The 25,605-nt window shown below is 64.6% G+C and carries 20 protein-coding genes; 14 read left to right on the top strand and 6 right to left on the bottom strand.

Annotated features, from left to right (window positions below):
• Window positions 1-43 precede the first annotated feature (43 nt).
• Window positions 44-1,318, bottom strand: a complete 1,275-nt coding sequence (rhaI, locus tag ACO2Q4_RS09830; protein WP_423318983.1) for an L-rhamnose catabolism isomerase — start codon at window positions 1,316-1,318, stop codon at window positions 44-46.
• Window positions 1,319-1,323: 5 nt separating this feature from the next.
• Window positions 1,324-3,426 carry a bifunctional rhamnulose-1-phosphate aldolase/short-chain dehydrogenase gene (locus ACO2Q4_RS09825; RefSeq protein WP_423318981.1) on the bottom strand — a complete coding sequence of 701 codons (2,103 nt, stop codon included), beginning with the start codon at window positions 3,424-3,426 and terminating at the stop codon, window positions 1,324-1,326.
• Between the two features lie 190 nt (window positions 3,427-3,616).
• Between ACO2Q4_RS09825 and ACO2Q4_RS09820 the strand changes: the two genes are divergently transcribed.
• The 7 genes from ACO2Q4_RS09820 to ACO2Q4_RS09790 are packed head-to-tail and all read left to right on the top strand — an operon-like array spanning window position 3,617 to window position 10,649.
• Window positions 3,617-4,423 (top strand): DeoR/GlpR family DNA-binding transcription regulator, encoded by an 807-nt coding sequence (locus tag ACO2Q4_RS09820; protein ID WP_423318979.1) that lies wholly within the window; start codon window positions 3,617-3,619, stop codon window positions 4,421-4,423.
• A gap of 30 nt (window positions 4,424-4,453) precedes the next feature.
• Entirely contained in the window at window positions 4,454-5,446 is a 993-nt protein-coding gene (gene rhaS / locus ACO2Q4_RS09815; RefSeq protein ID WP_311759066.1) for a rhamnose ABC transporter substrate-binding protein, read from the top strand.
• Between the two features lie 59 nt (window positions 5,447-5,505).
• A complete protein-coding gene (locus ACO2Q4_RS09810) occupies window positions 5,506-7,038 on the top strand; it encodes a sugar ABC transporter ATP-binding protein (RefSeq protein ID WP_311759067.1) in 1,533 nt (510 codons plus the stop codon).
• On the top strand, window positions 7,035-8,006 hold the full coding sequence (locus ACO2Q4_RS09805) for an ABC transporter permease (RefSeq protein ID WP_395133280.1): 972 nt from the start codon (window positions 7,035-7,037) through the stop codon (window positions 8,004-8,006). The genes ACO2Q4_RS09810 and ACO2Q4_RS09805 overlap by 4 nt, the downstream gene beginning before the upstream one ends.
• Window positions 8,003-8,992 (top strand): ABC transporter permease, encoded by a 990-nt coding sequence (locus ACO2Q4_RS09800; protein ID WP_311759069.1) that lies wholly within the window; start codon window positions 8,003-8,005, stop codon window positions 8,990-8,992. Before ACO2Q4_RS09805 ends, ACO2Q4_RS09800 begins: the two co-directional genes overlap by 4 nt.
• Window positions 8,992-9,306: an L-rhamnose mutarotase gene (rhaM, locus tag ACO2Q4_RS09795; RefSeq protein WP_311759070.1), complete on the top strand. Its 315-nt coding sequence runs from the start codon at window positions 8,992-8,994 to the stop codon at window positions 9,304-9,306. Before ACO2Q4_RS09800 ends, rhaM begins: the two co-directional genes overlap by 1 nt.
• Window positions 9,303-10,649, top strand: a complete 1,347-nt coding sequence (locus ACO2Q4_RS09790; protein ID WP_423318976.1) for an FGGY-family carbohydrate kinase — start codon at window positions 9,303-9,305, stop codon at window positions 10,647-10,649. The genes rhaM and ACO2Q4_RS09790 overlap by 4 nt, the downstream gene beginning before the upstream one ends.
• A gap of 18 nt (window positions 10,650-10,667) precedes the next feature.
• On the opposite strand, the gene ACO2Q4_RS09785 is transcribed toward ACO2Q4_RS09790, so the two are convergent.
• Window positions 10,668-11,471: a transporter gene (locus ACO2Q4_RS09785; protein WP_423318974.1), complete on the bottom strand. Its 804-nt coding sequence runs from the start codon at window positions 11,469-11,471 to the stop codon at window positions 10,668-10,670.
• 443 nt (window positions 11,472-11,914) lie between these two features.
• On the opposite strand from ACO2Q4_RS09785, the gene ACO2Q4_RS09780 reads away from it, so the two are divergent.
• Together ACO2Q4_RS09780 and ACO2Q4_RS09775 are read left to right on the top strand one after the other, a co-directional pair.
• Complete coding sequence (locus tag ACO2Q4_RS09780) at window positions 11,915-14,005, top strand: TonB-dependent siderophore receptor (protein ID WP_423318972.1); 2,091 nt, start codon at window positions 11,915-11,917, stop codon at window positions 14,003-14,005.
• A gap of 1 nt (window position 14,006) precedes the next feature.
• Window positions 14,007-15,230, top strand: a complete 1,224-nt coding sequence (locus ACO2Q4_RS09775) for an MFS transporter (protein WP_423318970.1) — start codon at window positions 14,007-14,009, stop codon at window positions 15,228-15,230.
• On the opposite strand, the gene ACO2Q4_RS09770 is transcribed toward ACO2Q4_RS09775, so the two are convergent.
• Window positions 15,227-15,862: a GntR family transcriptional regulator gene (locus tag ACO2Q4_RS09770; RefSeq protein ID WP_423318968.1), complete on the bottom strand. Its 636-nt coding sequence runs from the start codon at window positions 15,860-15,862 to the stop codon at window positions 15,227-15,229. The genes ACO2Q4_RS09775 and ACO2Q4_RS09770 overlap by 4 nt on opposite strands.
• Window positions 15,863-15,945: 83 nt before the next feature.
• Between ACO2Q4_RS09770 and ACO2Q4_RS09765 the strand changes: the two genes are divergently transcribed.
• Entirely contained in the window at window positions 15,946-17,529 is a 1,584-nt protein-coding gene (locus ACO2Q4_RS09765; RefSeq protein ID WP_423318966.1) for a gamma-glutamyltransferase family protein, read from the top strand.
• A 24-nt stretch (window positions 17,530-17,553) separates the two neighbouring features.
• Complete coding sequence (locus tag ACO2Q4_RS09760; RefSeq protein ID WP_423318965.1) at window positions 17,554-18,540, top strand: bile acid:sodium symporter family protein; 987 nt, start codon at window positions 17,554-17,556, stop codon at window positions 18,538-18,540.
• Here the strand turns inward: ACO2Q4_RS09760 and ACO2Q4_RS09755 are convergent.
• Window positions 18,537-19,241 carry a Crp/Fnr family transcriptional regulator gene (locus ACO2Q4_RS09755; RefSeq protein ID WP_311759078.1) on the bottom strand — a complete coding sequence of 235 codons (705 nt, stop codon included), beginning with the start codon at window positions 19,239-19,241 and terminating at the stop codon, window positions 18,537-18,539. The two genes, ACO2Q4_RS09760 and ACO2Q4_RS09755, sit on opposite strands and share 4 nt — an antisense overlap.
• 339 nt (window positions 19,242-19,580) lie before the next feature.
• The gene (locus ACO2Q4_RS09750; RefSeq protein WP_423318963.1) at window positions 19,581-20,237 is read right to left on the bottom strand and encodes a TetR/AcrR family transcriptional regulator; all 657 of its coding nucleotides are present in this window, start codon (window positions 20,235-20,237) and stop codon (window positions 19,581-19,583) included.
• 164 nt (window positions 20,238-20,401) lie between these two features.
• On the opposite strand from ACO2Q4_RS09750, the gene ACO2Q4_RS09745 reads away from it, so the two are divergent.
• The 3 genes from ACO2Q4_RS09745 to katG all read left to right on the top strand — a co-directional run bounded on the left by ACO2Q4_RS09745 (window position 20,402) and on the right by katG (window position 25,593).
• Window positions 20,402-21,601 carry an HlyD family secretion protein gene (locus ACO2Q4_RS09745; protein ID WP_423318961.1) on the top strand — a complete coding sequence of 400 codons (1,200 nt, stop codon included), beginning with the start codon at window positions 20,402-20,404 and terminating at the stop codon, window positions 21,599-21,601.
• A gap of 3 nt (window positions 21,602-21,604) precedes the next feature.
• On the top strand, window positions 21,605-23,185 hold the full coding sequence (locus ACO2Q4_RS09740) for a DHA2 family efflux MFS transporter permease subunit (RefSeq protein WP_423318960.1): 1,581 nt from the start codon (window positions 21,605-21,607) through the stop codon (window positions 23,183-23,185).
• Window positions 23,186-23,367: 182 nt separating this feature from the next.
• The gene (gene katG, locus ACO2Q4_RS09735) at window positions 23,368-25,593 is read left to right on the top strand and encodes a catalase/peroxidase HPI (protein ID WP_423318958.1); all 2,226 of its coding nucleotides are present in this window, start codon (window positions 23,368-23,370) and stop codon (window positions 25,591-25,593) included.
• Window positions 25,594-25,605: the final 12 nt, after the last annotated feature.

Raw genomic sequence — 25,605 nt, 5'->3', positions numbered from 1 at the left:
GATCGGGTAAGGGAAGGGGGGACGCGGCGCCCCCCAGCCTGTTTCAGACGATGCCGCCGCCGCCCGCCGTGACGCGTGGCCGCTCTTCCGCAACCTTCGCCCGATAGCCCGAGGCGCGGTAGGCCGCGACCGGGTCGATTGCCGCCCCCGCACGTGCGCGCGCCATGGCAAGGATCGGCTCGACATCGGTGCGGAAGGCCGCGCGCAACGTCGCCGCGGCCATCAGGGCGTCGTTCGCATCGCGGAAGCCGTCCAGCGCCTCGCGGTCGACCAACGAGGCCTGGATATAGGCCCGCTGGATCTCGCAGGCCGAGACGATCAGGCTTTCGATCGGGTCGGTCACGTTGTGGCTTTGGTCGATCATATGGGCGAGGTTCAGGCCGGGCGTATCCTCAAGCTCGACCAGTTCGTTGAAGACCAGGAACAGGCGGAAGGGTTCGATCGTGCCGCTGTCCAGATCGTCGTCGCCATATTTGCTGTCGTTGAAGTGGAAGCCGCCCAGCTTGCCCGCGCGGATCAGACGGGCGACGATCATCTCGATATTCACGTTTGGCGCGTGGTGGCCCAGATCGACGAGGCATTGCGCCTTGGGGCCAAGCTCCTGCGCGATCATCAGGCTGGTGCCCCAGTCCTGCACCACGGTCGAGTAGAAGGCGGGCTCATAGATCTTGTGTTCCGAGAAGATCCGCCAATCCTCGGGCAGGCCCGCATAGACCAGCTTCATCGCGTCCAGATAGCGGTCGAACTGGCGGCTGAGTGAGGTCTGTCCGGGGAAGTTCGAGCCGTCGCCGATCCAGACGGTCAGGGCCTTCGACCCGATCGCGCGCCCGATCTGGATACATTCCAGGTTATGTTCAACCGCCTGCGCGCGCGTCGCCGCATCGGTATGGCTGAGCGAGCCGAACTTGTAGCTGCGCGGTTGAACCGGTTGGTCCTGGAAGGTGTTCGAGTTCATGGCATCGAAGCCAAGGCCGGTTTCCTCGGCCTTTTCCAGCAGCAATGCGGGCTCGGCCTTGTCCCAGGGAATATGCAGGCTGACCTTGGGTGTGGCGTCGGTCAATCGGTGGATGACCGCGCAATCGTCCAGCTTGTCCATGATGCCGCGCGGCTCGCCCAGACCCGGGAACCGGGCAAAGCGCGTGCCGCCAGTGCCAGTGCCCCAGCTTGGCACGGCGACGCCGAAGGCGGTGGCGCGGGCGGTCAGCGCCTCGATGTCCACGCCCCGGCGCGCTAGGCGTGCGCCAAGGGCTTCGTAATCGGCCGTCAGATCAGCCTCGCGGGCGGCGTTTTCCGCCTCGATCAGGTTCTTGTCGATCATCGCGCTTACCGGGGGAAGGATTGGACGTTGCCGGCATCCACGTTCAGGATGTTGCCGGTCGATTTGGCGGAAAGGTCGCTGGCGAAGAAATACGCGCCTTCGGCGATATCCTCGGGCAGGACCGAGCGTTTCAGCATCGAGCGCTGGCGATACATCTCCTCAAGCCCCTCCTTGTCGGTCTTGTAGGTCGAGGCGCGCTGTTCCAGCCACTCGCCCTCCCAGATCTTCGAGCCGCGCAGCACGGCATCGGGGTTCACGACATTGACGCGGATCTGCGCCCCGGCGCCCTCCAGCGCCAGGCAGCGCGCAAGATGGATCTCGGCCGCCTTGGCGGTGCAATAGGCGCTGGCGTTCGGGCTGGCGGCAAGGCCGTTCTTGGATGCGATGAAGATCACCGAACCGCCGATATCCTGCAGGCGGAACGCCTTGAATGCCTCGCGGCTGACAAGGAAATATCCCGTGGACAGAATGTCCATGTTCTTGTTCCACAGCGCCAGCGAGGTTTCCTCGACCGGGGCCGAGGAGGCGATGCCGGCGTTCGAGACGAGGATGTCGATGCCGCCAAATTCGACTGCCATTTCGGCATAGGCCGCGGTGACCTGATTTTCGTCGGTCACGTTCATCTGCACCTTGCGCACCACGTCCTTGCCATGACGCGAGGCCAGCGCCCTGGATGCCTGATCCAGCGCTTCGGCATCAATGTCGGCCAGCATGACGCAGGCGCCTTCGCGCAGGAAGCGTTCGGCCGTGGCGGCACCGATGCCGCCCGCGCCGCCGGTGACCAGCGCGACGCGCCCGGCCAGCGATTTCGCCTTGGGCATGCGCTGAAGCTTTGCTTCCTCAAGCAGCCAGTATTCGATGTCGAAGGCTTCCTGTTCGGGCAGGCCCTGATAGGTGCCGATCGCGCTGGCGCCCCGCATCACGTTGATCGCGTTGACATAGAATTCTCCCGAGACGCGGGCCGTCGCCTTGTCCAGCGCAAAGGTGATCATGCCAACGCCGGGCACCAGATAGACCACGGCATTCGGATCGCGCAGCGCCGGGCTGTCGGGGCGCTTGCAGCGGTCGTAATAGGCCGCGTAATCGTCGCGGTAATCGGCGACCGCCTTCTCAAGTCCCGCGATCGTCGCATCCAGATCGGGCGCGGCAGGGTCGAAGTCCACGACAAGCGGGCGGATCTTGGTGCGCAGGAAATGGTCGGGGCACGAGGTGCCGAGCGGCGCGAGGCTGTCCAGCATCTGCGAGCCGACGAATTCCAGCACGGCCGGCTGGTCGTCGAAATGGCCGACCTTGTGCCGCTCGTTCGAGATCAGGCCGCGGATCACCGGCATCAGGCGCGCGGCAATGTCGCGGCGCTGCGCGGCGGGCAGGGCGGGGCGCTTTTCGCCACCGAAGGCGGGCTTGCCTTCGGTCCGCGCCTGAAGCCAGGCCGCGGCCGTGTTGATGATCGCCAGCGTCGTCAGGTAGCAATCCTTGGCGTCGTCAGCCCAAGTGAACAGGCCGTGGCTTTCCAGCACGCAGCCCTTGGCCTGCGGGTTCTCGGTCGCGAATTTCTCAAGCCACAGGCCCAGTTCATAGCCGGGTTTTTTCCAGGGCAGCCATCCGATCTCATTCCCGAAGATCTCGGCCGTCAGATCCTTCGAATTGACCGATGCCGCGATGGCGATGATCGCGTCGGAATGGACGTGGTCGACATGTTTGCGGGGGACATAGGCATGCAGCGGCGTGTCGATGCTGGCGGCGCGCGGATTCAGCGCGAAGGTGCAATGGGGCAGATAGCCGACCATCTCGTCCTCGTGCTCGACGCCGCGATACTTGCCCTTCAGCGCGTTCAGCCGGTCCATGTAAAGGGTCGAGAAGCCGTCCATCTTCATCGAGCCGATATCGCCGCCCGATCCCTTGACCCACAGCACCTCGACGGGCTCACCGGTCAGCGGATCGGTTTCCATCACCTTGGCCGAAGTATTTCCGCCGCCGTAATTCGTCACCCGCTTGTCCGAGCCGAGCAGGTTGGAGCGGTAAAGAAGCTTTTCCGACTCACTCATTCCCGCGGCGCGGGCATCTTCCCACAGGTTCTCAAGCCTATCGGCCGCAAGTGTCTCAGTCATGGAAACCTCCCTTGGCGGCGGCGATTGCCGTGCCTTCCCTTGCACCGGATACACGGGGGATCTGGCTTTGGTCAATCAATTTCAATCAAAAACGATCATTATGCAGGTGCAGAAAAAGAAATTACGATCAATAATGATTGACAGTGAGCGGTAATGATGGAAACTGATCCGCCAAGGGGAAAGGGCCGACATGCTGGAAACCGAGCGTCATCGCATCATTCTGTCGGCCGTGCAGGAACGCCCCGTGGTCACGGTATCGGACCTTTGCGCGCTGACCGGCGCGTCCGAAGCGACGGTCAGGCGCGATATCGGCCAGCTGCACGTCGCCAAGAAACTGCGTCGGGTGCGGGGCGGGGCCGAGGCGATCTCGCCACCGCAATTCGTCGGGATCAATGCGCGCCCCTTTGCCGTGAACCAGACCTTCCACATCGCCGAAAAACGCTCTATCGCGCAGGCGGCAGTGGATCTGTGCGAGGATGGCGACGCGATCATCGTGAACGGCGGAACGACCACCTTCCAGATGGTCCATCCGCTGACGACGAAGCGGTTGCAGGTCTTTACCAACAGCTTTCCCATTGCCGAACACCTGCTGAAGCATTCCAAGAACACCGTGCTGGTTCCGGCGGGTGCAATCTATCGCGAGCAGAACATCATCCTGTCGCCCTTTGACGAAGACGGCAGCAACCATTTCTATGCCCGGCGCATGTTCATGGGCTGCCGAGGGCTTGGCCCGCTTGGCCTGATGGAGGGCGACCCGCTGCTGGTCCAGGCCGAGCAGAAGCTGATCGACCAGGCCGATGAGCTGGTGGTGCTGGCCGACAGTTCGAAATTCAACCAGCGCTCCAGCCTGCTTCTGTGTCCGCTGAGCCGGATCCACACCGTCATCACCGACGACCGGATCGAGGATCGCGCCGCGCAGATGCTGGAGGCTGCCGAAGTCCGCCTGATCGTGGCCCAGGCCACGGCGGATCGCAAGAAACGCGCGCAGGAGGAGTGACGCGCTTAACTGCTCATAGGGGAGGAACGAATGAGCATAATCGGAAAGGCCCTGACCACCGCCGCGATGGCCTGTGCCATGATGGCCGGGACCGCCCAGGCCGAGGAGATGCGCATCGCGCTGGTCGTGAAGGCGCTGGGGATCGGTTTCTTCGAAGCCGCGAACAAGGGGGCGGAAGAAGCCGCGAAGGAACTGGGTGACGTCAAGATCATCTATACCGGCCCGACCGACACCACCGCAGAAGGCCAGATCGAGGTCATCAACAGCCTGATCGCGCAAAAGGTCGATGCGATCGCAGTCTCGGCCAATGACACTGACGCGCTGGTGCCGACGCTGAAGAAAGCCATGGACCGGGGCATCACGGTCATCAGCTGGGATTCCGGCGTCGCGCCCGAGGGGCGGCAGATGCACCTGAACCCGTCCTCGTCGCCGCTGATCGGCAACATGATCATCAAGCTGGCCGCCGACAACCTGCCGGATGGCGGGGATGTCGCGGTGCTGTCGGCCACCACCACCTCGACCAACCAGAACACCTGGATCGAGGAGATGAACAAGGTCGCGGGCAACTATCCCAAGGTCAAGGTCGTGGGCACGGTCTATGGCGACGACCTGGCCGACAAGTCCTATCGCGAGGCGCAGGGCCTGATGCAGACCTATCCGGACCTCAAGGCGATCATCGCGCCCACCTCGGTCGGGATCGTCGCGGCGGCGCAGGCCGTGACCGATGCGGGCAAGATCGGGCAGGTGAACGTGACCGGCCTTGGTCTGCCGTCCGAAATGGCGGGCCATGTGAAGTCGGGCGCGTCCAAATCCTTCGCGATCTGGAACCCGATTGACCTGGGCTATTCGGCGACGATGGCCGCCTATCACCTGGCCAAGGGCGACGTGAAGGCCGAGCCGGGTGCCAAGATCTCGATCGGGCGGATGGGTGAAATCACCTTGGACGACAAGAACGAAGCCGCGATGGCCGATCCTTTCGTCTATGATTCCAGCAACATCGACCAGTTCAGCTCGATCTTCTGATCCGGCGGACGGACAGGCCCGGCGGTCGCGCCGGGCCGACACCCCAGGGATTTTTCGTCATGCAGCCCAGTCCAGGGGCCGCGGATGGTGCGGCGCCGCCCGTGCTGTCGCTTCGCGGCATCGTCAAGACCTTTCCCGGCGTCCGCGCCCTTGGCGGGGTGCAGCTTGACCTGTTTCCCGGTCAGGTCACAGCCCTTGTCGGCGAGAACGGCGCCGGGAAGTCCACCATCGTCAAGATCCTGACCGGCATCTATCAGCCGGACGAGGGGCAGATCCTGGTCGACGGGGCCGAGGTGCATTTCCCCACCGCCGAAGCCGCCGGCCGCGCGGGCGTGACCGCGATCCACCAGGAAACCGTGCTGTTCGACGAACTGACCGTGGCCGAGAACATCTTCATCGGCCACGCCCCGCGCACGCGCCTTGGCCTGATAGATCGCCGCGCCATGCGGGACCGGGCCGCCGCGATCCTGCGCGGGATCGGGGCCGAGCTTGACCCCGGCGTGCGGCTGCGCGATCTCAGCATCGCGTCGCGTCACCTGGTCGCGATCGCCCGCGCGCTTTCCATCGATGCACGTGTCGTCATCATGGACGAACCCACCGCCGCGCTGTCGCACAAGGAAATCGCCGAGCTTTACGAACTCGTCGAGAAGCTGAAGGCGCAGGGCAAGGCGATCCTGTTCATCAGCCACAAGTTCGACGAGATTTTCCGCATCGCCGACCGTTGGACCGTTTTCCGCGACGGTCAATTCGTCGGGCAGGGCCTTATCTCGGATGCGACCGAGGCCGGGCTGGTGCGCATGATGGTCGGTCGCTCGGTCGACCAGATCTTTCCCAAGCGTCCGGCCCGCATCGGTGATCCCGCGCTGACCGTCGTCGGGTATTGCCACCCGACCGAGTTCGAGGACATCAACTTCACGCTGCGCCAAGGCGAGATCCTGGGCTTTTATGGCCTTGTCGGGGCCGGGCGCAGCGAGGTGATGCAGTCCCTGTTCGGGATCACCCGACCCTCGCGCGGTGCCTGCCGGATCGGTGATGACGTGCGCGCCATCCGCTCGACCGCGCAGGCCGTCGAAGCGGGGATCGTCTATGTCCCCGAGGACCGCGGCAGGCAGGGCGCGGTCAAGGGGCTGCCGATCTATCAGAACATCACGCTGCCGTCGCTGGCGCGCACCAGCCGCGCGGGTTTCCTGCGGTTGGCGAATGAATTTGCGTTGGCCCGTGACTATACCCAGCGGCTGGACCTGCGGGCGGCCAGCCTGGATCAGGATGTCGGCCTGCTGTCGGGCGGCAACCAGCAGAAGGTGGTGATCGCGAAATGGCTGGCGACAAAACCACGCGTCATCATCCTGGACGAGCCGACCAAGGGCATCGACATCGGATCCAAGGCGGCCGTCCACGACTTCATGTCCGAACTGGCAGGGCAGGGTCTGGCCGTCATCATGGTCAGCAGCGAGATCCCCGAGGTTCTGGGCATGTCCGACCGCGTCATCGTCATGCGCGAAGGACGGATTGCCGCCGAGTTCGCCGGCGACGACATGACGCCCGAAAACCTTGTCCGCGCCGCCGTCGGCATCAACGGAGCCGCCGCATGAGCATCCCGAAATCGCGCGAGGCCATTCTTGCGCTGGCCATTCTGTTTCTGCTGGGGCTGATCGCAACCCGCTTTCCGGGCTTCATCGCGCCCGCGAACCTTGCCCGTGTCCTGACCGATACCTCGCCCCTGATCCTGCTGGCGCTGGGGCAGATGGCGGTGATCCTGACGAAATGCATCGACCTGTCCGTCGCGGCCAACCTTGCCCTTTGTGGCATGATCGCGGCGCTGATGGACGGGGCGGGCGTTCCCTTGCCCCTGATCCTGCTGGTGGTCGTGGCCCTTGGGGCCGCGCTTGGCGCGGTCAATGGCGTGCTGGTCTGGAAGCTGGGGATCCCCTCGATCGTGGTGACCCTGGGGACAATGACCATCTATCGCGGCTCGATCTTCCTGCTGACCAACGGCGCCTGGATCAACGCCCACCAGATGAGCGCGGGGTTCAAGGCATTCCCGCGCATGATCCTGGCGGGGCTGCCGGTGATGACATGGATCGCCATCGCCATCGTCGCCGGGGTCGCGGTCCTGATGAACCGCACGCCACTTGGCCGGGCCTTCCACGCGGTCGGAGGCAATCCCCATGCGGCGGTCTATACCGGGATCTCGGTCGGACGAACGCAATTTGCGGCCTTTGTTCTGGCCGGGGCGCTGGCCGGGCTGACCGGCTATCTGTGGGTCGCGCGTTATGCGGTGGCCTATGTCGACATCGCGGGCGGGTTCGAACTGGACGTGGTCGCGGCCTGCGTCATCGGCGGGATCGCCATCGCGGGCGGCTCGGGTTCAGTCGCGGGCTGCGTCATGGGGGCGCTGTTTCTGGGGATCATCAAGAACGCGCTGCCCGTCATCGGCATCTCGCCCTTCTGGCAGATGGCGATCTCGGGCGCGGCGATCCTGATCGCCATCGCCTTCAACGCGGCCGGCCGACGCGAGCAGGGCCGCATCATCCTGAAGCAGGCGGAGCATCGGACATGACCACCGTCACCGGACGCCAGATCCCCGACCGGCTGACCACCCCGGCCGCCCGCGCCCTGAAAAGCTGGGAGGCGCTGCTGCTGGTGGTCGCCGTCGCGATCTTCATCGCGAACTCGATTGCCTCGCCCTATTTCCTTGATCCCTGGAATCTCAGCGACGCCAGCTTCAACTTCACCGAAAAGGCGATGATCGCCTTTGCCATGGCGATGCTTATCATCGCGGGCGAGATCGACCTGTCGGTCGGCTCAATCATCGCGCTGGCATCGACGGTGATGGGGGCGGCAATGGCTGCGGGCGCGGGAACGCCGGTTCTGGTCTTGCTGGGGCTGGGCACGGGACTTTTGTGCGGTGCCTTCAACGGGTTGCTGGTCGCGCGCTTCGGTCTGCCCTCGATCGTCGTGACCATCGGCACGATGAGCCTGTTCCGCGGGATCTGCTATATCGTGCTGGGGGATGGTGCCTATACCGGCTATCCCGCCAGCTTCGCCTGGTTCGGCCAGGGTTATGTCTGGTGGGTCTTCACGGTCGAACTGGCGATTTTCGCGCTGGCAGCGGTCGCCTTCGGCATTTTGCTGCATCGCACGAATTTCGGCCGCATGGTCTATGCCATCGGAAACAACGCGACCGCCGCGCGGTTTTCCGGTATCCGCGTCGACAAGATCCGCTTCATTCTGTTCCTGTTGACCGGTCTGACCAGCGGGATCGCCGCGATCTGCCTGACCTCGCGCCTTGGTTCGACGCGTCCCAGCATCGCCTCGGGCTTCGAGCTTGAGGTGGTGACGATCGTCGTTCTTGGCGGGATCAGCATTCTGGGCGGCTCGGGCACGATCACCGGGGTCGTTCTGGCCGCGCTGGTGATGGGGCTGGTGACTTTCGGGCTGGGACTGCTGAACGTGCCGGGCATCGTCATGTCGATCATCGTCGGCCTGCTGCTGATCGCCGTGATCGCGCTGCCCCGGCTTTGGACCATGATGTCGAGGAAATGATGCAGAAATACGCCTTTCGGATGCAGCTCAATCCGGGGATGCAGGATGAATACCGCCGCCGCCATGACCAGATCTGGCCCGAACTGGTCGCCTTGCTGAAGCAGGCGGGCGTGCAGGATTATTCGATCCATCTGGACCCGGAAAGCAATGCGCTGTTCGGTGTCCTGTGGCGGCCCGAAGATCACGGGATGGACGATCTGCCCGCGCATCCGGTCATGCAAAGGTGGTGGGCCCATATGGCCGACCTGATGGCCACCCACCCCGACAACGAACCTGTGGCGGTTCCGCTGATCCCGATGTTCCACCTGCCATGACCCGCATCGCCGTCATCGACATCGGCAAGACCAACGCAAAGCTCGCGCTGGTCGAGGGCGAGACGCTGGCCGAGATCGCCGTCGTCACCCGCCCCAACCGCCCGCTGCCCGGCCCGCCCTGGCCGCATACCGACCTTGAGGGGCACTGGCAGTTCTTCCTGCATCACCTTGCCGCCTTCCATGCGGCGCACGGGATCGATGCGATTTCGGTCACGACGCATGGCGCGGCCGCGGTTCTGCTGGATGGGCGGGGAAAGGTCGCGGTGCCGATGCTGGACTACGAACATCCTGGCCCCGATCAGCTTGGCGCGGATTATGATGCGCTGCGCCCGGCCTTTGCGCAGACCGGTTCGGCACGGCTGCCACACGGGCTGAACCTTGGCGCGCAACTGCACTGGCTGCTTCGCACCTACCCGGACCTGGCCACGGGCTTGGCCCAAGTCGTCACGTATCCGCAATACTGGGGCTGGCGGCTGACCGGGGAATTGGCGACCGACGTGACCTCGCTTGGTTGCCATACCGACCTGTGGGATCCGTGGCAGGGGCAATTCTCGGATCTGGTCGAGCGGTTGGGGTTGGCGGGGCGGATCGCCCCCGCGCGCAAGGCAAACGAGGTTCTAGGCCTCCTGCGTCCCGAACTGGCGGCAGCGACGGGCCTGCGCCCCGGCACGCCGGTCGCTGTGGGGATCCATGACAGCAACGCCTCGCTTTATCCCTATGTGCTGGGGCAGGGCGGGGCATTCTCGGTCGTCTCGACAGGTACATGGGTCGTCGCAATGGCGGTCGGCGGCGCCAAGGCGGTGCTGGACCCGGCCCGAGACGTGCTGGTCAACGTGAACGCGCTTGGCCAGCCAGTGCCCTCGGCCCGCTTCATGGGCGGGCGGGAATACGAGATCGTGCGCGGGGGTTCGGATGTCGCTGCCAGCGATGCGGGACGCGCCGCCGCCCTTGCGGCGGGCGCGATGATCCTGCCCGCGGTCGAACCGGATTCCGGCCCCTTCCAGCGGCGCGCGATGCAGTGGAGCGTTCCGCCCGGCTCGGCCGAGGCGCGGATGGCGGCGCTGTCCTGGTACCTGGCGATGATGACCGACACCTGCCTTGGACTGATCGGCGCGCGCGGTCCGGTCTTTGTCGAAGGACCGTTCGCCCGCAACCCGGATTATTGCGCGATGCTGGCGACCCTGCGCCCGGACGGGGTACGTCTTGCACGTTCCGCGACCGGCACCTCGGCCGGGGCGGCGCTGCTGTGCATGGCGGGGGCTGGCGTGCCGGAAACCGACCCGGTTGCACCTGCCCCCGAATTGGAAAGCTATGCCGCGCGCTGGAGGGGCCTGGTCGCGTGAACGGGGCCGGAGGACATCCTAGCCCTTCTTCGGATACAGCAGCGTAAAGGCTGCACGCAGACCCCAGTCGTCCGGTCCCGCCTCGGGGGCGTCGGCCCAGTAACGTGCGCCGATCTGGAAGCTGACCGGCTGCTTGCCCATCTTGGTGACCTTCGAGACGCCGATATTGATCGGCACGCTCCACTCCTCGGCCTTCCAGTCATAGGTGCTTTCGGTGTTCAGCATGAAAGTCCAGGCCGAGGGGGTCGTATAGGTCAGGAAAGGTTGCAGGAAGGTCGAGCTGAGGTCAGAACGATCATCCTCGCCAGCGACGGACCAGATGTGGTTGGCGAGCATGCCATAGGTCCAGCCATGCTGTTGCTTCAGGACGACGGCGGTGGGACCGATGCCCCATTTCTCACCCCCCAGCAGCTCATCGGTCGCGGTCGGCAGCAGGAAGGCCGGCCCGACGCCCCAGATGATGCCGCCGGGGCCGGGGGTCTTGGGCGAGAAGAAGAAGCTTTGCAGCGTATCACCCAGGCCGGACTGGCTGCCGGAATCGCCCGCGACATCGTTCTGCCAGACCACCGGCAGGATCGTGCGCGAGATCACTGTCCAGTCGTCGTTCAACGAGATCGGGATGACGGGCTGGATGTTCAGCACCGTCTTGTCCCCGTCATTCGGACCATAACCGCTGTCATGGTTCAGCTGGAACGGCAGGCTGATTAGCGAGGCGATGGGGTTTGCAAGTTGCTTGGCCAGATCCGCATCCTGTGCGGCGGCCCCGGTGCCCGCAAGGGCCAGGGCGATGGCGGGGGCAAATACCGTAATGGTTCTGTTCATGCGATCACCGTCCTGAAGGTTAGTCGCCGGGATTAGCTGCCTGTTCCGGCCGTTCCGGCTCATCCGGTCTTGCGCTGATGGTAAAAGCGGGGACGTCCCGGCACCAAGCCACATTGCACGCCCCGGTGGCAGGACAGGCGGCGCTGTGGCGGTTTCGTCACCCTGCGGCCGGGGCAGCGGCCATTAGGGACAGGCGAAGTCATTTCAATCTATAGTTGAATGTGGCCCAGCACTCCGGTCCGCGTGGTCGCGCCCTTCAATAAGCGGCTGCGCGTCAGAACTGTGACATCTGCGCCATGCCTGGGACGGCAATTTATCGAGTTGCCGCTAATCCGATTGTTTCAGTCGGCATTGATGCCTACACCGCGCGGGACCCGGACGGAACCCGGTACCGCCGATGTCTTCCGTCCTTCCAAGATAACCGATCGCATCGGATGAATGACATGAAGCCGCGACATCTCCTGACCATGCTGCTGGGCAGCGCCGTCTTTTCCACCGCAGCGTTTGCGCAAGAGATCGTGCAACTGGACACCGTGGTGCTTGAGGCCGAAAGCGACGAAACCCTGGATCAGGATGGGTACATTGCCTATTCCGGTCGCCAGGCGATGCGGATCGATACGCCCATCGCAAGGCTGCCGCAGGCGGTCAGCGTCATCACCCAGGACCAGCTTGAGGATCAGGCCCCGCGCACCATGCTGGAGGCCCTGAATTATACCGCCTCGGCCACGCCGGGGAATTTCGGGTTCGACAGCCGTTATGACTCGTTCTATCTGCGCGGCTTCCCGGCCTATCAGACGGGTGTGTTCCGCGACGGGCTGCGCAGCTTCAACGGCCTGTCGGCGTGGTATCGCAACGACCCCTATACGCTGGAGGGGGTCGCGGTGCTGAAGGGCCCGGCTTCGTCCATGTTCGGGGTCAGCACGCCGGGCGGTCTGGTGAATGTGGTCAGCAAGCGGCCCAAGGATACGCCCTATCACGAAACCCGGCTCAGCTATGGCAGCTATTCGCGGGTCGAGGCGGCGGTGGACTTCACCGGTCCGCTGGATCCCGAGGGCGATACGCTTTACCGCTTCGTCGCGCTGGCGCGCGATGCCGACACCTTCATCGACGGCTATGCCGATGACCGCGTCCTGCTCGCGCCCTCGATCAGCTTCCGGATCGGCGATGACCAGCGCCTGCTGCTGACCGCCGAATACGCCAAGGACCGCACTGGCGCGGTGGCCTATTTCCATTTCGCCGACGATCTGGACGTGACGGACGAGCCTGCGGGCGATCCCGATTACAACCGCTTCGATCAGGAGCAATTCCGGATCGGCTACGAATATACCTGGGACATCTCGGACGACACGCAACTGCGTCAAAGCTATCGCTGGACCAAGGTCCGCGCCGACATGCGCTATGCGACGCGTTCCGGCACCTATCCCGATCTCGTCCCCAGCTACTGGCAACGCTACCACGAGACCGCGAAGTCCCACGTCCTCGACCTGATGGTCGAGCATCACGCCCAGACGGGGGATTTCGACCACACCTTCGCCATCGGCGCCGACTATCTGCGCGGCGAATACGATGCCGATTACGGCGGGACGGCGCTCGGCCAGGCCGCGAACGAGGCGCTGGACGTGCCCTTCTACGCCTGGCGCAAGCAAAGCCAGACCGGCGTCTACATCGCCGACCAGATCGAACGCGATGCGCTGACCATCTCGGCCTCGGCGCGCTATGACTGGGTGGATACGGATTATTCCGACTACAACTTCTACACCGGCGCGATCGACAGCGGCAGCCAGAAGGACGAGGCGTTTACCGCGCGCCTCGGCGTGTCCTACGAGTTCGAGAATGGCGTGACGCCCTATGTGAACGTCGCGAGTTCCTTCGCCCCGAACGTGGCGCAGGTCTTTGACGACGTGTCTGACCTGAGCGGCAGCCCCGCCGATCCGACCGAGGCGCTGCAGAAAGAGATCGGCGTCAAGTATCAGCTTCCCGACCAGCGCACCGTTGTGACCGCCGCCTATTACGACATCCGGCAGGACAATGGCATGTCGCTGGTCGTCGGCGGGGACGGCCGCAATCGGGGCCTGCAATACGACCTGACCTCGCGCGGGTACGAACTTGAGGCGATGAGCAATCTGGAGAACGGCGTCAGCCTGATCGCCTCCTACGCGCATATGGATGTCGAGATCAACGAAGGTGCCCCGGGCACCAAAGGCAAGCAACTGTCGGGCGTGCCCGACGACACCCTGTCGCTTTTCGTCAAATATGAGCCGCAGCAGGGCGCGTTGCAGGACCTCGCAGTGATGGGCGGCATGCGCTATATCGGCCGCAGCTATGGCAATGACACCAACACGATCGAGAATGCCAGCCGCACCTATTTCGACCTTGGCCTCAGCTATGATTTCGCGGCCTTCGGCTATGACGGCACCCAGTTGCAGTTGAACGTGAAGAACCTGTTCGATCGCGAGGGGCAGACCTGCACTGGCGACTGGTGCTACCGGGACGAGCCGCGGATGATCGACCTGAGCCTGTCGCGCCGCTTCTGACATGCGGGGGGACCAAATCGGCCGGGCGATGCCGCTGGCGCTGGCCTCGCTTGGCGGTCTTTACGTCACCCAAAGCGTATTGGGCGGATTCATTTGGTCTGCCCTTCCCGCTGTCATGCGCGAGCGTGGCATGGCGCTGGAGCAACTGGGTTTCCTGTCCCTGCTGGTCCTGCCCTGGGCGCTGAAATTCCTGTGGAGTCCCTGGATCGAGGCATGGCGGCGTCCGGTTGCCGGCCCCGCCCGGACCAAGTCCGTGATCCGGCTGGGCGGCGGGCTGATCCTGCTGGCGACGCTGGCGCTGGCACTGGTCGTGGACATGCCACTGCCCGCCCTGATCCTGACGCTGTTCATCATCGCAACCGCGACCGCCACCGTCGACATCGCCTGCGACGGTCACGCGGTCGAGGCCTTCCCATCCTCGGCCTATGGCTGGGCGAACATGATGCAGGTGGGCGGGGCCTATGTCGGCGCGGCCCTGGGCGGGGGGCTGGTCCTGGTTGCCATCGACCGGCTGGGATGGAGCGCGGGCATCGCCGTCCTGCTCCTGACTTGCCTGGCCTGCACCCTGCCGTTCCTGTTGTTGCCACAACCCGCGCCCCGCGCCGCGCCCGCGTCAAGCGGTCCAAGCCTGCGCGCCGCGCTGGCCCGACCGCAGCTTCGCCGGGGCATCTGGATCACCGCGCTTTTCGTAGCCGCGATGAAGTCGACGCTGGGATATTTCGGGCCGTTCCTGGTGGACCAGGGCTTTACCCTGACCGAGGTCGGGCTGTTCAGCGCCTCGGGCAGCTTGGTCGTCGGCGTCATTGGGGCGATCTTCGGGGGCTATGTCGTGGCAAGGCTGGGCACCCTGCCAGTGCTGATGATCGCGCTGGCGGGGCAGGCGCTGGTGCTGGCCTATTGCCTTGGCGTCGCGGCGGGTCTGGCGCTGCCGCTGCGGCCATTGGCGGTGCTGACGCAGATCGTGTCCTCGGCCTGGCTGGCCTTTGGCTTTGTCGCGCTTTACGCGCGCTTCATGCAATGGTCGGATCCCGGTCAGGCGGGTGTCGACTTCACGATTTTCCAGTGCACCGACGCCGGTATCGGCATGGTGCTGGGATTTCTGGGCGGCCAGCTGGCCGGGCATTTCGGATATTCCACGCTGTTCGGAACGGCTCTGGCCTGCTCGGCGCTGTGCGCCTTTGGTATCCTGATAAGCTGGGGCCGTGCCGATCCGGCCCGCGCCTAGACCTGTGCCTCGGCCAGCAGCATCTCGGAGATCGCGCTGAGCGAACTGGCCATATGCGCCCTCATCAGGGTCGCGGCGTAATCACCGTCGCGGGCCAGAACGGCCTGCAGGATTGCGCGATGTTCGTCCCGTGACTGTCCGATCCGGTCGCCGCTGCCGCGAAAGCTGGCCTCGCGCCAGGGCAGGCTGCGGCGGTTCAGGTCATCCAGCAGCGCGGCGATCGTCCGGTTTTGCGCGCCACGGCGCAGGGCGTCGTGAAAGCGCGCGTTCACCGTCGCATAATGGCCGTTGTCGTCGGCAAGAATTCGGGTCAGGGCATCCCGCTCAATCTCGGTCATGCGATGCGCGGCAAGGCGGGCGCAGATCGCCTCGATCTCTCCCAAAGTCTCGAACAGGTCGCGCAGGTCGGCCACGCTCATTCGGCGCACGACAAAGGCGCGACGGGGGCCGCGTTCGACCAGACCTTCGCTGTCCAGCCGGTGCAGCGCCTCGCGCACCGGGGTGCGGGACATGCCGAATTCTTCGGCAATGCCGGATTCGGTCAACGCGTCGCCGGGCCGCAGCGTCCCGGCCACGATCCGCTCGGACAGTGCGGCATGGACGTGATCGGCGGATCTTTCACTATTTGCCATCGAGAACCAATTATGTGTACTGGACAAATCAACATGTATACATAAAAACGAATCCTGACCAGACCAATCCGTGGGAGCATGCCATGACCTTCGATTTCCTTTCGGGCCGGCGCCCTTCGACCTTTGCCCGCAAGGCGATGATCGCAACCTCGCATCCGCTGTCCACGGCGGCGGGGTTGGAGATCCTTGACCGCGGCGGGAATGCTGTGGACGCGGCGATTGCCGCGGTCGCCGTGCAATGCGTGGTCGATCCGCTGATGACCGGCTTGGGCGGCGACTGCTTCGCGCTTTACGCGCCGGCGGATGGGAAGGTGAAGGCATTGAACGGCTCGGGCCGCGCCCCCGCCGCAGCCACCGTCGCCGCGCTGAAGGCCGCCGGACTGGAAACCGAGATCCCGCAGGGATCGGCCCATTCGGTGACGGTGCCCGGCGCGGTTTCGGCATGGTGCCGCCTGCATGGCGATCACGGCAGCATTCCCCTTGCCCAATTGTTCGAACGCGCCATCGACTATGCGCAGAACGGCTATCCGGTGACGCCCCGCGTCGCACAGGACTGGGCCGAGGCGGCAGAGTTCATTGGCCGCGACGCCCATGCGGCGGCAGTCTTCCTGCCCGGCGGCCGCGCGCCCCGCGCGGGCGAACGCCACGCCCAGCCTTTGCTGGCTGACCGGCTGCGTGAAATCGCGGCCGATGGCGCGACGGGCTTCTACAAGGGCCAGACGGCGGCGCATATGGTGGCGCATCTGCAAAGCCTGGGCGGGCTGCAGACGGAACAGGATTTCGCCGAAGGTTGTGACGGCGCCGAATGGGTCACGGCGATCAGCGCCAGCTATCGCGGCTATGATATCCACGAATGCCCCCCGAACGGGCAGGGGCTGGCGGCGCTGCTGATCCTGCGCATTCTTGAGGGCTTCGACATGGCCGCGCTGTCCGAGGCAGACCGCATCCATGTCCATGCCGAGGCGACGAAACTGGCCTATCACCACCGGGACGAACTGATCGGCGATCCCGCCCACTGCGAGGGTCTGGTCGAGCGCCTGCTTTCGGACAAGGCGGTTGCGGCCCTGCGCGCCCGGATCGACATGACACGCGCCCTGCCGCCCGCGCTGTGGGACGAACCCGAGCACAAGGACACGATCTATCTTTGCGTCGTGGACGATCAGGGCAATGCGCTGTCCTTTATCAACTCGATCTTCCACGGCTTCGGTTCGGGCCGGCTGGACCCAAGGACGGGGATCCTGTTCCAAAGCCGAGGCGCCTCGTTCCGGCTGATCGAGGGGCATCCGAACGCGATCGGCCCGCGCAAGCGCCCGATGCACACGATCATTCCGGGCATGGTCACGCAGGCTGGTCGCGTTGTCATGCCGTTCGGCGTCATGGGCGGGCAATATCAGGCGGCGGGCCATGCGGCCTTCCTGTCGGGCGTGATCGATCGCGGCCTGGGTCTGCAAGAGGCGATCGACCAACCGCGCAGCTTTGCCTTTGGCGGCACGCTGGACCTTGAGCGCACGATCCCTGCCGAGACCCGCGACGATCTGCAGGCCCGGGGCCATACTCTGCGCGTCGTGGATTCGCCGATGGGTGGCGCGCAGGCGATCCGCATCGGTTCGGACCTTCTGGAAGGCGGCTCGGACAGCCGCAAGGACGGCATGGCCCTTGGCCACTGACACAATGAGTTCGGAGTTCGGAAAATGCGTTTCCTGAAACGGATCGGCATCGACAGCTACATGTTGATGCTGATCGGCGCGGTCCTGCTGGGGGTGATCCTTCCCGCGCAGGGCATGGCCGCCAGCCTGCTGAAATTCGCCACCTATTGGGCGGTGGCTCTGCTGTTCTTCCTGTACGGGGCCAAGCTGGACGCGGCCTCGGTCCGGGCGGGCATGATGAACTGGCGGTTGCAGGGTCTGACCTTTGCCGCGACCTACGTCATCATCCCGCTGATCGGACTTGCGGTCGCCACGATCTTCGGCGGGCTGCTGCCGTCCGAGGTCGTGCTGGGCGTCCTGTTTCTGGCGGTCCTCCCTTCCACCGTGCAGTCCTCGATCGCGTTTACCTCGATGGCGGGGGGGAACGTCCCCGCGGCCATCTGTGCGGCATCGGTATCGAACCTGATCGGCGTCGCCCTGACGCCGGCGCTGGTGGCGCTGATCCTGCATCAGGGCGGCGGGGGCATCAGCATGGATGCCGTGGTCAAGATCGGTACGCAGATCCTTTTGCCCTTCGTCGTGGGCCAGCTTGTGCGGCCTTGGCTGGGCGAGTTCGTCAAGCGGCACAGGGTGCTGACGCTGACCGTCGATCGCGGCTCGATCCTGCTGATCGTCTATTCGGCCTTCAGCGCAGGGACGGTGTCGGGCCTTTGGAATGAAATCCCGCCGCAAAGCCTGATCCTGTTGATCGCCGTGATGCTGACCTTCCTGGCCGCGGTCTTCGGTGTGATGCTCGGGGCGGGGCGGCTGTTCTCCTTGCCTTACGAGGATCGGGTCGTGCTGTTCTTCTGCGGCTCGACCAAAAGCCTGGCGAGCGGCCTGCCCATGGCCACGGCCTTGTTCCCTGCGGCGACCGTGGGGGCGACCGTCCTGCCGGTGCTGGTCTATCACATGTCCCAGCTGCTGGTTTGCGCCATGATTGCGCAGGCCAGTGCGCGGCGGCGCGCAAGGGCGGGGGCCGTCCCGGTCTAGCCGCGAGCTTCGGCCGCGCCGGCAACCCGGCGCGGCGCGTCTTCGGGCTCTATGGACAGGCGGTCGTGCAGAAGGACGGTGATCCGGCCGCGGCTGATGTCGATGATCCCCTGCAGCCGCAATTCATTCAGCTTGCGGTTCACCGTCTGGCGCGAACATCCCGCCAGCGCCGCCAGATAGGTCTGGTTGATGCGCAGCTCCGGCTGGCCGGGGGTGGTGAACTGCTGCAGATAGACGCAGATCCTTTGATCCGCCGTCAGGAAATGGTCCAGCGAGCGTTGGCGATTGTCCCGGACCAGCTTGTCCAGCAGCACGCTTGCAAGGTTGGTGACAAGGGTGCGGGCTGGGACATGCTTCAGCAACTGCGCCGTCGTGCAATACAGAACGCGGCTGTTCGCCATCGCCCGGCAGGTCGCGGCACAGGGCTTGCCCGACAACGCCTCGACTTCGCCCAGAACTTCTCCCGGTCCGGCGATATGGACGATGATCGAATTCCCCTGATCGTCGATATAGGTCACTTCGACCTGTCCCTGTTCGACCAGGAAGAACCCCTCGGTCCGTTCGCCCTGCCAAAGAATGTCGCGCGCCGCACGAAAGCTGCGGAACTGGCATTCGGCGATAAAGGCCCGCTTCTGGGCCAGTGTCAGCCCGTCCAGGATCTCGGCGGAAATCAGCGGGGATCCGGCTGCGGGCTGGGTCATGGCAGCAAGCCAAATCCCGTGCCCGCGGGGGGCGCGGCGGGGCCGGGACGGGCGCGGAAGCTGCGAAGCGGCATGGGGGGCGATGCTGGTCAGTGGCCGTTCGCATCATCTTGATGCGCGAAACGGGACGGCGCAAGCCGTCCCGCTCCAACGCCTGCAATAAATGCATGTTCAAACAAAGATACTCGTCAAGCACTGCTGGAGTAATTGCATTTCCACGCCCAGTAATTGCCATCTAGCAGCAGGCCCATCGGCGGAATGTCGCGCAGGCGACATATCCGGCGGTAATCCGCCGAACCTGTCCGAAAGGGCAGGTCGATCTGTCGGGAACGGGCGTCCTCAGACGATTGCGGGCTTCAGGCCGGTCAGGAAACGGGCCACCCGCCGGGCGACATAAGCGTCGGTTTCGGCCGCGCTCAGCGGCGGCATCATCAACAGCGCCCGGCGTTGAAGTCCCGACAGGATCAGGTCCACGAACTCGGCTGCGGCGGCAGGGCAATCGCCGATGGCCAGATCGCCGCGGCTTTCGCGCAAATGCAGGTAATCGGCCAGCGTCGCCACCGAGCGCTCGGGCCCGGATTGATAGATCTTGCGCGCGAGGTCGGGGAATTTCTCTCCCGCGCCGATCATCATGCGCATTGCGGCAAGGATTTCGGGCTGCAGAAGCATTGCGATCATCTGGTGGGCGATCGCCTGCAACTCGTCCTCGACGCTGCCCTGGCCCGAACCGAGCCGGCGCAGGGTTTCCTGCATCCGCCCGCATTCCTTCAGCACCAAGGCCTCGAACATCGCTTCCTTGCTGTCAAAATAGACGTAAAGGGTGCCTTTGGACACCGCCGCGGCACGGGCGACGTCCTGCATGGAAGCGCCCTCGAACCCCTTCGACAGGAACATGCGCCGCGCACCATCCAGGATTTGCTGGCGTTTTGGGCTGTCATCCGGCTGGGACGCGCTGCCATCGCAGGCTGGTTCCGTCGCAGGCATCGTCGGGGTCATTTTCTTCCTTTTTTGCTGGCAAGGCAGACCGCTCGTCCCTATATCGCTATATTGACCGAACCGTTCGGTCAATATTATTCTGCACCTGCATTCAGCCTCGGAGAATCGGGGCAATTCCAGAACATCCCAGCGCCGCAGCCGGCACCATCCGAAAGGCCGAAACAATGTCGTCGAATTCCGAGACGCCGGAACAGCCGCCGAAGGCGAAGTCCGGAAAGGCCAAGCGTGTCCTGGCGATCCTGGCGATGATCGTGCTGGCGGGCGGAGGCTATGAAGGCTGGAAATGGTTCACCGTCGGGCGCTTCCACGAAGCGACGGACGACGCCTATCTGCAGGCCGACCTGATCTCGCTTCAGGCGCGGGCGACGGGTTATGTCTCGGACATGCTGGTGGCGCCGAACGCCGCGGTCGAACGCGGGCAGGTGATCGCCCGCATCGACCCCGAGGATTACCGCCTTGCGCTGGAGGCCAAGCAGAACGACCTGGCGCTGGCGGAAAGCGCGCAGGTGCAGCTTGAGGCCCAGATCCGTTCGGGCGATGCGGGTATCCAGCAGGCGCAAGCCTCGTTGGTCGCGGCGACTGCGCTGAATGACGGGGCCCAAAAGACCTTCCAACGGGCGCGCGACCTGAAAAGCAGCTCGGCCGGGACGCAGGCCGCCGTCGATGCCGCCGAAGCCAATGCCAAAAGCGCGGCCGCCCAGGTGAAAAGCGCCGAGGCCGCGCTGAAGCAGGCCGAGGCCGAGTTGACCGTGCTGCACGCGCGTCAGGACAGTGCCGAGGTTGACATTCGTGCCGCACGCACCGCCGTCAAGCAGGCCGAGCGCGATCTTGGCTTTACCGAGATCCGTGCCCCCTTTGCAGGTGTCCTGACCGAACGCCAGGTCCAGCTTGGCTCGTTCGTCGCTACCGGAAGCCGGATCGGTACGCTGGTCCCGGTGCAGGATGTCTATGTCGAGGCGAACTTCAAGGAAACGCAGATCGCCCATATCCATCCCGGGGCCAAGGTCGCGGTCCATGTCGATGCCTGGCCCGACGCTGTGCTGCACGGCACTGTCGAAAGCATGACCGCCGGAACGGGGCAGGTTTTCAGCCTGCTGCCTGCGTCGAACGCAACCGGCAACTTCACCAAGATCGTCCAGCGCGTTCCGGTCCGCATCGAGATTTCGCCCGAGGATCGCGGTCGCCTGCCGCTGCGTCCGGGCATGTCCGTCGTCGCCACGATCGACATCCGCACGGGCGAGGACAAGCCTCTGATGCCCGCCACGGACCGCAGTCATGAGACCGCGCCCGTTCCGCAGGATGCTCTGACCAGTTCGCTTGAACACGGCTCTGCCGCCCCGCGCCACGCGCGGACCGGAGGCTGATCCATGGCCGCCCCCGCGGCAACCGGCGCGGGTGCGGTCGTCGACCCTGACCGCATCGATCCCCGCCGCCTGATCACCTTCCTGCTGATGGTGCTGGGCATGTTCATGGCGATCCTGGACATCCAGATCGTCTCGGCCTCGCTATCCGAAATCCAGGCGGGACTGGCCGCCTCGGGCGACGAAATTCCGTGGATCCAGACCTCGTACCTGGTGGCCGAGGTCATCATGATTCCGCTGTCGGGCTATCTCTCGCGGATGCTGTCGACGCGCTGGCTGTTCACCATCTCATCCGCGGGTTTCACGCTGATGAGCCTGCTTTGCGGCTTTTCGAACTCGATGGGCGAGATGATCCTGTGGCGCGCGCTGCAGGGCTTTATCGGGGGCGCAATGATCCCGACGGTGTTCGCCTGTGCCTATACGATCTTCCCGCGGTCGAAGATGCATATCGTCTCGCCCATGATCGGGCTGGTCGCGACGCTGGCCCCGACCATCGGGCCAACGCTTGGCGGCTATCTGACCGAGTTCCTCAGCTGGCACTGGCTGTTCTTCATCAACGTGATCCCCGGCATCATCGTCACGACGGCGGCCTTCGTGCTGATCGACTTCGACAAACCGGATATGAGCCTGCTCCGCCGCTTCGACTGGTGGGGTTTCCTTGGCTTGGCGGTCATGCTGGGCGCGATGGAATATGTGCTTGAGGAAGGTGCGGGTGACGACTGGTTCGCCGACGAAACCATCGTGGCCATGACGGCGATCATGATCTCGGGCGCGTTCCTGTTCTTCTGGCGCGCCTTCACCGCCGAGGAACCGATCGTGCGGCTGGACGCCTTTGCCGACCGCAACTTTGCGATGGGATCGGTCTTTTCCTTCGGGATGGGGATCGGCCTTTATGGCCTGATCTATATCTTCCCCGTCTATCTGTCGGCGGTCCGCGACTACAACTCGTTGCAGATCGGCGAGGCGATGATGGTCTCGGGGATCGCGATGTTCCTGACCGCGCCGCTGGCCGGGCGGCTGTCGCAGACCACCGATCCGCGATGGATGATGGGCGTGGGCTTCGCGCTGTTCTCGCTCAGTTGCTGGATGATGACGCAGCTGACGGCGGACTGGGACTATTGGCAGATCTTCGTGCCGCAGATCCTGCGCGGGGTGTCGCTGATGCTGTGCATGGTGCCCGTGTCGAACATTGCGCTGGGGATGCTGCCGCCCGAAAAGATCAAGAACGCCTCGGGGCTGTTCAACCTGACCCGGAACCTGGGCGGGGCCGTGGGTCTTGCGGTCATCAACACGATCCTGTCCAGCCGCGAGGACATGCATTATGCCCGCCTGTCCGAGGCCGTGAACAACACCAGCGAAGCCGCCACGCAGGCGATGGAGATGCTGGAGCACGTCTATTCCAGTCTGGGCGACGCAGCCCATGCGGCGGCGCTGTCGACCATCACCGGGATGACACGGATGCAGGCCGTCATCATGTCGCTGTCCGACATCTTCCTTTTGCTGATCGTCCTGTTCGGATGCCTTGCGACGCTTCTTTTGTTCGTTGAACGGCCGGGTCAGGCAGGCGGCGGTGGTGGCGGGCACTGACCGGCGGCCCCTTCGGGGGCCGTCATCGCTGCGACATAACCGCCCGTTATCAAGATCATTAGACATTAGAAATTAATCTAATCGTTGCAATGGGCTAATAACGTCTTCGAAGCGCGAGTCACCCGAAGCCGCCGCCAACCCGGCAGCGCGCCAAGGTCGCCAGATAGCCGAAGGAAAGTGCCATGGACGACAAGATCGTGAAAACCGGGGGCGGTTGCCCCGTCATGCATGGAACCAATCGCAACACGCGGGCCGATGCCCGGTCGAACCGCGAATGGTGGCCGAACCAGCTGAACCTGAAGATCCTGCATCAGGACAACGTCGCCCTGAACCCGCTGGGCGAGGCGTTCGACTATGCCGAGGAATTCAAGAAGCTGGATCTGGAAGCAGTCAAGGCTGACCTGCGCAAGGTGATGACCGACAGCCAGGACTGGTGGCCGGCCGACTGGGGCCACTACGGTCCGCTTTTCATCCGCATGGCGTGGCACAGCGCCGGGACCTATCGCACCGCCGATGGCCGCGGTGGCGCACGCGCGGGCGCGCAGCGCTTCGCGCCGCTGAACTCTTGGCCGGACAACGTCAACCTTGACAAGGCGCGCCGCCTGATCTGGCCGATCAAGCAGAAATACGGCAACAGCCTCAGCTGGGCCGACCTGCTGATCCTGACCGGCAACGTCGCGCTGGAATCGATGGGCTTCAAGACCTTCGGCTTCGGTGGCGGACGTCCCGACGTCTGGGAACCGCTGGAAGACATCTACTGGGGTTCGGAAGTCGAATGGCTGGCGCTGAGCGGTTCGAAAGGCAGCCGTTACTCCGGCGAGCGTGAGCTGGAAAGCCCGCTGGCCGCCGTGCAGATGGGCCTGATCTACGTCAATCCGGAAGGGCCCGACGGCAATCCCGATCCGCTTGCTGCGGCCAAGGACATCCGCGAGACCTTTGGCCGCATGGCCATGAACGACGAGGAAACCGTCGCGCTGATCGCGGGTGGCCACACCTTCGGCAAGACCCACGGCGCGGGCGAGGCGACCCATGTCGGCGCGGACCCCGAAGGCTCGGCCATCGAGTTGCAGGGCTTTGGCTGGAGCAGCTCCTTTGGTTCGGGTTCGGGCGGCGATGCGATCTCGTCCGGGCTGGAAGTCGTCTGGACCCAGAACCCGACGCAATGGAGCCATGGCTTCTTCCGCAACCTGTTCGAATATGAATGGGAGCTGACCAAATCGCCCGCTGGCGCGCATCAGTGGAAGCCCAAGGATGGCGCCGGGGCCGGCACCGTGCCGGACGCGCATGACCCGTCCAAGCGGATCGCGCCCTCGATGCTGACCACCGACCTGTCGCTGCGCTTCGATCCGATCTATGAAAAGATCTCGCGTCGCTTCTATGAAAACCCGGAAGAGTTCGCCGACGCCTTTGCCCGCGCGTGGTTCAAGCTGACCCACCGCGACATGGGGCCGAAAGTCCTGTATCTGGGCCCGGAGGTTCCGGCCGAAGACCTGATCTGGCAAGACCCGATCCCCGCGGCCGATCATCCGCTGGTCGACGCCGCCGACATCGCCGATCTGAAGGCGAAGGCCCTGGCCTCTGGCCTGACCGCGTCCGAACTGATCCAGACCGCCTGGGCCTCGGCTTCGACCTTCCGCGGTTCGGATTATCGTGGCGGCGCCAATGGTGCCCGCATCCGTCTGGCCCCGCAGAAGGACTGGGAAGCGAACCAGCCCGAGCAACTGGCCCGTGTCCTGTCGGTACTGGAAGGCATCAAGGCCGAATTCGACGCCAAGGGTGCGAAGAAGGTCTCGCTGGCCGACCTGATCGTGCTGGCGGGCGATGCGGCGGTCGAAGCTGCCGCCAAGGCCGCCGGTCATGATCTTGCGCTGCCCTTCGCCGCCGGCCGTGGTGACGCCACGCAGGAACAGACCGATGTCGAAAGCTTTGACTGGATGGAGCCGCTGGCCGATGGTTTCCGCAACTATCAGCGCAAGCAATTCTCGGTCGCGGCCGAAGAGCTGCTGATCGATCGCGCCCAGTTGCTGAAGCTGACCGCGCCCGAAATGACCGTCCTGCTGGGTGGCCTGCGCGCGCTGAACGCCAATTACGGCGGCACCGCGCATGGCGTCCTGACCAGCCGTCCGGGCCAGCTGACGAACGACTTCTTCGTCAACCTGCTGGGCATGGACACGGTGTGGAAGGCCCAATCGGATGCGCAGGACGTGTTCGACGGCACCGACCGCAAGACCGGCGCCCAGAAATGGACTGCGACCCGCGTCGATCTGGTCTTCGGCTCGAACTCGCAGCTGCGGGCGATTGCCGAAGTCTATGCTCAGGACGACGCGAAAGCGAAGTTCGTCGCTGATTTCGGCCGTGCCTGGAGCAAGGTGATGAATGCAGACCGCTTCGACGTGAAGAAGGCCTGATCAGACAGGGGG

The organism is Paracoccus sp. KR1-242 (assembly GCF_049446195.1).
Classification (GTDB): domain Bacteria; phylum Pseudomonadota; class Alphaproteobacteria; order Rhodobacterales; family Rhodobacteraceae; genus Paracoccus; species Paracoccus broussonetiae.
This window is presented reverse-complemented; position numbering and strand designations above follow the sequence as displayed.

Excerpts from the sequence above, each read along its gene's own strand:
- rhaI (WP_423318983.1), bottom strand. The coding sequence starts at position 1,318 with ATGATCGACAAGAACCTGATCGAGGCGGAAAACGCCGCCCGCGAGGCT.
- ACO2Q4_RS09825 (WP_423318981.1), bottom strand. The coding sequence starts at position 3,426 with ATGACTGAGACACTTGCGGCCGATAGGCTTGAGAACCTGTGGGAAGAT.
- ACO2Q4_RS09820 (WP_423318979.1), top strand. The coding sequence starts at position 3,617 with ATGCTGGAAACCGAGCGTCATCGCATCATTCTGTCGGCCGTGCAGGAA.
- rhaS (WP_311759066.1), top strand. The coding sequence starts at position 4,454 with ATGAGCATAATCGGAAAGGCCCTGACCACCGCCGCGATGGCCTGTGCC.
- ACO2Q4_RS09810 (WP_311759067.1), top strand. The coding sequence starts at position 5,506 with ATGCAGCCCAGTCCAGGGGCCGCGGATGGTGCGGCGCCGCCCGTGCTG.
- ACO2Q4_RS09805 (WP_395133280.1), top strand. The coding sequence starts at position 7,035 with ATGAGCATCCCGAAATCGCGCGAGGCCATTCTTGCGCTGGCCATTCTG.
- ACO2Q4_RS09800 (WP_311759069.1), top strand. The coding sequence starts at position 8,003 with ATGACCACCGTCACCGGACGCCAGATCCCCGACCGGCTGACCACCCCG.
- rhaM (WP_311759070.1), top strand. The coding sequence starts at position 8,992 with ATGCAGAAATACGCCTTTCGGATGCAGCTCAATCCGGGGATGCAGGAT.
- ACO2Q4_RS09790 (WP_423318976.1), top strand. The coding sequence starts at position 9,303 with ATGACCCGCATCGCCGTCATCGACATCGGCAAGACCAACGCAAAGCTC.
- ACO2Q4_RS09785 (WP_423318974.1), bottom strand. The coding sequence starts at position 11,471 with ATGAACAGAACCATTACGGTATTTGCCCCCGCCATCGCCCTGGCCCTT.
- ACO2Q4_RS09780 (WP_423318972.1), top strand. The coding sequence starts at position 11,915 with ATGAAGCCGCGACATCTCCTGACCATGCTGCTGGGCAGCGCCGTCTTT.
- ACO2Q4_RS09775 (WP_423318970.1), top strand. The coding sequence starts at position 14,007 with ATGCGGGGGGACCAAATCGGCCGGGCGATGCCGCTGGCGCTGGCCTCG.
- ACO2Q4_RS09770 (WP_423318968.1), bottom strand. The coding sequence starts at position 15,862 with ATGGCAAATAGTGAAAGATCCGCCGATCACGTCCATGCCGCACTGTCC.
- ACO2Q4_RS09765 (WP_423318966.1), top strand. The coding sequence starts at position 15,946 with ATGACCTTCGATTTCCTTTCGGGCCGGCGCCCTTCGACCTTTGCCCGC.
- ACO2Q4_RS09760 (WP_423318965.1), top strand. The coding sequence starts at position 17,554 with ATGCGTTTCCTGAAACGGATCGGCATCGACAGCTACATGTTGATGCTG.
- ACO2Q4_RS09755 (WP_311759078.1), bottom strand. The coding sequence starts at position 19,241 with ATGACCCAGCCCGCAGCCGGATCCCCGCTGATTTCCGCCGAGATCCTG.
- ACO2Q4_RS09750 (WP_423318963.1), bottom strand. The coding sequence starts at position 20,237 with ATGACCCCGACGATGCCTGCGACGGAACCAGCCTGCGATGGCAGCGCG.
- ACO2Q4_RS09745 (WP_423318961.1), top strand. The coding sequence starts at position 20,402 with ATGTCGTCGAATTCCGAGACGCCGGAACAGCCGCCGAAGGCGAAGTCC.
- ACO2Q4_RS09740 (WP_423318960.1), top strand. The coding sequence starts at position 21,605 with ATGGCCGCCCCCGCGGCAACCGGCGCGGGTGCGGTCGTCGACCCTGAC.
- katG (WP_423318958.1), top strand. The coding sequence starts at position 23,368 with ATGGACGACAAGATCGTGAAAACCGGGGGCGGTTGCCCCGTCATGCAT.